Origin of the sequence: Aeromonas sp. R1-1 (assembly GCF_040908495.1) — a bacterium.
Taxonomy (GTDB): domain Bacteria; phylum Pseudomonadota; class Gammaproteobacteria; order Enterobacterales; family Aeromonadaceae; genus Aeromonas; species Aeromonas veronii.
Map to the genome: position 1 here is coordinate 1 of NZ_JBFODV010000225.1, position 6,058 is coordinate 6,058.

At 58.5% G+C, this 6,058-nt stretch carries 6 protein-coding genes and 1 pseudogene; 4 read left to right on the forward strand and 3 right to left on the reverse strand.

Annotated features, from left to right (window positions below; all coding sequences use genetic code 11):
• The first annotated feature begins 78 nt into the window (after positions 1-78).
• The 4 genes and pseudogenes from AB5Y92_RS15105 (at position 79) to AB5Y92_RS15120 (ending at position 3,862) form a co-directional block, all read left to right on the forward strand.
• On the forward strand, positions 79-1,839 hold the full coding sequence (locus tag AB5Y92_RS15105) for a PTS ascorbate-specific subunit IIBC (RefSeq protein ID WP_368227061.1): 1,761 nt from the start codon (positions 79-81) through the stop codon (positions 1,837-1,839).
• Between the two features lie 44 nt (positions 1,840-1,883).
• Positions 1,884-2,360: a PTS sugar transporter subunit IIA gene (locus AB5Y92_RS15110; RefSeq protein WP_164537450.1), complete on the forward strand. Its 477-nt coding sequence runs from the start codon at positions 1,884-1,886 to the stop codon at positions 2,358-2,360.
• Positions 2,361-2,400: 40 nt separating this feature from the next.
• A pseudogene (locus AB5Y92_RS15115) lies at positions 2,401-3,092 on the forward strand (L-ribulose-5-phosphate 4-epimerase).
• Positions 3,093-3,217: 125 nt separating this feature from the next.
• The gene (locus tag AB5Y92_RS15120) at positions 3,218-3,862 is read left to right on the forward strand and encodes a 3-keto-L-gulonate-6-phosphate decarboxylase UlaD (protein ID WP_368227059.1); all 645 of its coding nucleotides are present in this window, start codon (positions 3,218-3,220) and stop codon (positions 3,860-3,862) included.
• 63 nt (positions 3,863-3,925) lie between these two features.
• Here the strand turns inward: AB5Y92_RS15120 and exeN are convergent, their stop codons facing one another.
• The 3 genes from exeN to exeL all read right to left on the reverse strand — a co-directional run.
• Positions 3,926-4,693, reverse strand: a complete 768-nt coding sequence (exeN, locus tag AB5Y92_RS15125) for a GspN family type II secretion system protein ExeN (protein ID WP_164537448.1) — start codon at positions 4,691-4,693, stop codon at positions 3,926-3,928.
• Positions 4,690-5,181, reverse strand: coding sequence for a GspM family type II secretion system protein ExeM (gene exeM, locus AB5Y92_RS15130; RefSeq protein WP_164537447.1), 492 nt, complete (start codon positions 5,179-5,181; stop codon positions 4,690-4,692). Before exeM ends, exeN begins: the two co-directional genes overlap by 4 nt.
• Positions 5,178-6,058: GspL family type II secretion system protein ExeL (gene exeL, locus AB5Y92_RS15135; RefSeq protein WP_368227060.1), on the reverse strand; the 881-nt coding region annotated here is incomplete at its 5' end. The genes exeM and exeL, both read right to left, overlap by 4 nt.

Consider the following 6,058-nt stretch of genomic DNA (forward strand, 5'->3'; position numbering starts at 1 on the left):
TAACACGGTAGGGGTACCGTTTTGTTATCCGGTTTGAAGCCGTATGACCACTCCCTTTTGTGGGCAACTGTCAGGTGAATACCATCTCCATACACCCTCTACAACGCTTTTTACATCTTTTACAGTCAGGTGATGACCAAGGCACCCCTGCTGTTGGGGCTGGTGACCTGTATTGGCTACCTGTTGCTCAAGCAGGATGGCACTACGGTCGTCAAGGGCACCGTGAAGACCATCGTCGGTTTCATGCTGGTGCAGGTGGGCGCCAGTACGCTGGTGGCAGGCTTCAAGCCGGTGGTGGACAAAATTGCGGAATATCATCACCTCACCGGTTCAGTGATTGATCCCTACACCACCATGATGGCGACCATGGAAACCATGGGAGAGAACTACTCCTGGGTCGGCTATGCGGTATTGCTGGCCCTTGCCCTCAATATTCTGCTGGTGTTGCTGCGGCGCTATACCGGGATCCGCACCATCATGCTGACCGGCCACATCATGTTTCAGCAGGTGGGTCTGATCGCGGTCTTCTATATGGTGATGGGCGCCTCGATGTGGGAAACCATCCTCTATTCCGCCGTTATCATGGCGCTCTATTGGGGGATCTCCTCCAACATCATGTTCAAGCCGACTCAGGAAGTAACCGGTGGAGCGGGGTTCTCCATCGGTCACCAGCAACAGGTCGCCTCCTGGATTGCCACCAAGGTGGCGCCGAAACTGGGCAACAAGGAAGAGAGCGTCGATCACCTGAAGCTGCCAAAGTGGCTGCACATTTTCCACGACAGCATCACGGCGACCGCCATCGTGATGACCATCTTCTTCGGTATCATCCTGCTCTCGTTTGGCCTCGATAATCTGCAACAGATGGCGGGTCAGACTCACTGGTCCATCTACATTCTCGAGACCGGTCTCAAGTTTGCGGTCGCCATTCAGGTCATCGTGGTGGGGGGGCGGATGTTCGTTGCCGAACTCTCCGAGGCCTTCAAGGGGATCTCCGAACGGGTCATTCCCAACGCTGTCCTGGCAATCGATCGCGCCGCTATCTACGCCTACTCGCCGAATGCCATGGTCTTTGGCTTCATGTGGGGGGCTATCGGTCAGTTCCTTGCTGTGCTTGCCCTGCTGGCATTCCAGGCGCCCATCATGATTATCCCAGGCTTCATTCCCATGTTCTTCTCCAACGCCACCATAGGGGTGTTCGCCAACCACTTTGGCGGCTGGCGAGCGGTGATGAAGATCTGCTTCGTCATGGGGATCATCGAGGTGCTTGGCTCTGCCTGGGCTATCCACCTGTTCGCGGTCAATGGCACCAGCTTCAACGGCTGGATGGGGATGGCTGACTGGGCGCTGGTATTCCCGGTGATCATGCAGGGCCTCTCGCTGTCCTCCCTGTTCTTCGTGGTGTTACTGGCTGGCGCCGGGCTCTATATGTACTTCGCTTCCCGCACCCTGCGGATGGAAGAGGATATGGCTGTCCCGAGTGCTGCCGTGGCAGAAGACGCGCCCGATCTGCCAGCCTCGCCAGTCGAGAGTGCCAAAGGGGGACATGCAGTGCGGATCTTGGCGGTATGCGGCAACGGTCAGGGCTCATCCATGATGATGAAGATGAAGATCGGCAAGTTTCTCGAGCAGAGTGGTGTGCCTCATGTCATGGACTCCTGCGCCGTTGCTGATTACAAAACCAAGCTGCAGACCACCGACATCATCGTCTCTTCCAAGCATCTGGCCGGCGAGATGATCCCCGGTGAGGGCAAATTCGTGCTGGGCGTGCAGAACATGCTCAACCCCAATTCGTTTGGTGATGAACTGCTGGGCATCATCAAGAACAACTTTGCAAATTAAGCCGATGATCCTCGCTGCACTCGGCAGCGGGCAAGGAGAACAAGATGAAATTCAAACAATCGCTGATGGAAAACAACTCTGTATTGCTCAACGCGGCCGCCAGCGACTGGCGTAGCGCCATCAAGCTGGGTACTGACATGCTGATCCGCTCCGGCGTCGTGGAGCCGCGTTACCACGATGCGATCATCGGCAGCATTGAAAAGATGGGGCCCTATATCGTGATTGCCCCCCAGTTCGCGATGCCCCATGCAAGGCCGGAGGATGGAGTCAATCGCACGGCGTTTGCACTGGTCACCCTGACTACGCCGGTGAAATTTGAAGGGGAAGAGGAGCCGGTGGACGTGCTGGTAACGCTGGCGGGCAGTACCTCGGATGAACACATGGAGGGGCTGATGGAGGTGACTCAGGTGCTGGAGGATGAAAACAGCGAGAGCGGGATCAACCTCGAGAAGCTGCGAGCGTGCCAGAGCACGGCAGATGTATTCAACGTCATTGATCAGGCGCTGGCGCAAGTGGTCTGAGGCGCCCAACGCGGCCCCGCAAGGGGCCTAGGAGAACGAAATGTACAACTCATTGAAAGAGGCGGTATTGGAGGCCAACCTGCTGTTGCCCCGATACGGTCTGGTTACCCTGACCTGGGGCAATGTATCTCAGATTGATCGCAGCCTGGGCGTGGTGGCCATCAAGCCATCGGGGGTCTCTTACGACAATATGACCGTTGACGATATCGTGGTAGTTGATTTGGAAGGCCAGATCGTCGATGGGCATTTATCCCCGTCCAGTGATACCGCAACCCATCTGGTTTTATATAAAGCGTTTAAAAGTATTTCCGGTATTGTGCACACCCATTCCCGTCATGGCACTATTTGGGCGCAAGCAGGAATGGATATTCCCGCCTTGGGTACCACCCATGCCGATTATTTCTATGGCGATATTCCCTGCACCCGTCCGCTGACTGAAGATGAAATCCGCATTGATTATGAAAAAAATACCGGCAAGGTCATTGTCGAAGAATTTCAGCGACGGGATCTGGATCCGCAGGCCTTGCCAGGCGTGGTTATCACCGGTCATGCCCCCTTCTGCTGGGGCAAGAGTGCGGTGGATGCGGTGCACAATGCGCTGGTGCTGGAGGAGGTCCGACCATGGCGCTGGCAACCAGAGCGCTGAACCCGGCCATCCATATTACGCAGGAGTTGTCTGATAAACACTACTTCAGAAAGCATGGTGAGAATGCCTATTACGGCCAGCGTTAATTAGTTGGCCAATTATTTAAATTACCCATCTATTTATATTAGTGACATCAGGTTACGGCCCTTTATCGACTTTAAATCAATGGGCCAATCAATTAAGCCAAGGTTTTAAATTGAGGAAATATAGTATGACCAAACCAATGTTACAGATTGCTCTGGATTCTACCGATCTTGCTACCGCCGTGGATATTGCCGATCGCGTTGTCGGTTATGTTGAGGTGATCGAGGTCGGCACTATTCTGGCCTTTGCGGAAGGCATGTCTGCGGTACGCACCATGCGCGAGCGTCATCCTGATCACATTATCGTGTGTGATATGAAGACCACAGATGGTGGTGCCATTCTGGCTCGCATGGCCTTCTCGGCCGGAGCTGACTGGATCACGGTATCGGCCGCCGCACATGTCGCTACCATTGCTGCATGCAAGAAAGTCGCGGACGAGTTTGGTGGGGAGATCCAGATCGAGATCTATGGCAACTGGACGCTGGATGATGCCAAACAGTGGGCCGATATGGGGATCACCCAGGCTATCTATCACCGTTCGCGGGATGCCGAGCTGGCCGGGGTCAGCTGGACGCAGGCCGATTTGAGCAAGATGCGCGCGCTCTCCGAGCTGGGGCTGGAGCTGTCGATCACCGGCGGTATCGTGCCGGAAGATATCCATCTGTTTGAAGGGATTAGGGCCAAGACCTTTATCGCCGGACGGGCACTGGCATCGGAAAGCGGTCAGGCAACCGCAGAAGCGTTGCGCCGAGAGATAAGCAAATATTGGTAACAGGAGCAGGTTATTAGCGGATAAAGGCCCCGGAAATACTCCGGGGCCTTGTCGCAGCAGGGGTTAGATTCGCCCCTGATAGCGCAGGGGGAAGCGGCCCTGACTGTCGGGTTGGCCGAGGAAGGGGAGCCCTTGCTGCATCTGCTCTGGCAGCTCGGGGCCCGGCTTCAGGGTGCCTTGGAACATGTACTGGCCATTGGGTTGCAGCTCGAGGCGCCCGCTGGTCTGTACCGCATCGGAGCCCTGCTTGAGCTCGGCAACCAGTCTGGAGTCGAGGCAGGTGAGTTTCACCTCGGGGTCGGCCAGATCCAGCTTGCCCGCCGGGGTATCGGCACTGGCGTTGTACCAGTCGAGGTTACCGTAGAGGTTGTCACACCAGGGGTTGCCCTGGGTAAATTGCTCCACTTTGAGCTGCAGCTGGCCGCTGACGGTGATCGGGATCGGCAGGGGCATCGGCACCCGGCTCATCAACCAGGGGGCGGGGGCGTTGAAGGTTAGATCCCGGCCGAAGGCTGCGCCATTCCAGCCGACAACGCCCTGACCATTGAGGCCGTTGCGATCGCCAAAGCGTATGGCCACTTCGGGGGCGAAGCGCAGCAGCGACCAGCCGTTGAGATCCCAGCGCAGCTGGTTCACCGATTCGCTGGCATATTGCAGCCGGGCGATCTGGCCACTCCAGAGGGTGCCGCTCACCCCTTCCAGTTTCAGCAGGTTGGCAACGTTGGCAGGCAGCGGCAGATGGCGCGCCACCAGTGCCGCGGGCAGGGTGGCCAGCAGGAAGAGCAGATAGGCTGCCAGAAACAGGCTGGCAATCAGGATGCGTTTTTTCATTGTGGACGACTCAACTGCAAACGTCTGACCTTGACCAGACCCGGGGCCAGATCCTCGCGGGCGATCTCGATGATTTGAACCTGAATACCGTGCTGCTCCACCAGCGTGGAGAGCCAGAGCAGCAAGTCATCGAACTGGACCGTGTCGATCCACACTTGCAGCTCCTGCGCCTGGGGTTGCAGCCGGGCAATCTTGATCTTGTGGTTGAAGGCGGTGCGGTCGACCACCCCTTCCAGGGTGCCGCTGGTATCGATCTGGCGACCAGAGCCCCCCTGCATGGCCAGTACCTCTTCCCCCTTCTCCTTGAGCCAGGCGAGGGTCTGCTGCTGGTTCTGCACCTGCCGCTCCCGCTCTGCGATGCGGTTGGCGATGGGCTGCCAGATGCTCCAGTAGAAGAGACCGACCAGCAGCAGAACGCCGCCTGCGGCCACCAGCCGCTGTTCCCGTGCGGTGATGCCGTGCCACCAGCTCTGCAATTTTTCCATCATGATGATTTACCCTTGAGCACCAGTGCGCCCTCTACCTTGCCCTCGGTGCTGCGCACCTCGCCTTGCTGTACCTCGAATTGCTTGCCAGCCAGCTCACGGAACCGCTCGATCTCGGCGAAGCCGGGAGCGGTCACCTGCAGCCGCAGCTCGCGGCGACTGGCATCAAAGCGCATCACCTGTGGTTTCAGGCCGGGGACTTCGGCAAAGGTGGGGGCCAGCTCGGTGAGCATCAGCAGCACGCCGTTTTGCGGGGCCTGTCCCATCTGTTGCAGATGCTGGTTCATCTGGCTGCGCACGTTCACGATGCGGCTCTCACCCGGGAAGATGCGGGTATAGACGGCGCGGATCTCCGCTTTCAGCGCCTTGTCCTGCTCGGTGAGCTGATAGAGCTGCACCCCGCGCTGGCCGAGGGCCACCAGCAGCAACAGACCGGCGGTGATGACTACCTTGCGCCACTGCAACCAGTAGCGGGCATATTCGGTCTGCGGCCGGTAGGGGCCGGTCAGCAGGTTGGCGCGGCAGGTGAGGGCCCCCTTGGCCAGCAGCAGCATGGGCAGCTCGGGCTCCGCCACCTGCCAGTTGGCGGCGGCAATGGCGGGCACCGGTGTGTGGCTGTGGATGGTGACCGGCTCCGCTTCAGTCGCCAGCAAGATGGCCAGCAGCGGTTCGTCGGCGACGATCCCCTGACAGGGGCCCTGGCGTACCAGCCACTCATTGCCGAGTTGCAGCGCAGACCAGCCATCAGCGGCCTGTGGCAGCGCCAGCACATCGGGCAGCAGTTGCAGGCTCTTGAGGCCAGCGGCATCGAGCCAGCCGAGCCACTCGGCCATCTTCTGCCGATCCACCGCCATCAGATCCACCTGCTGGCCCTCATGGG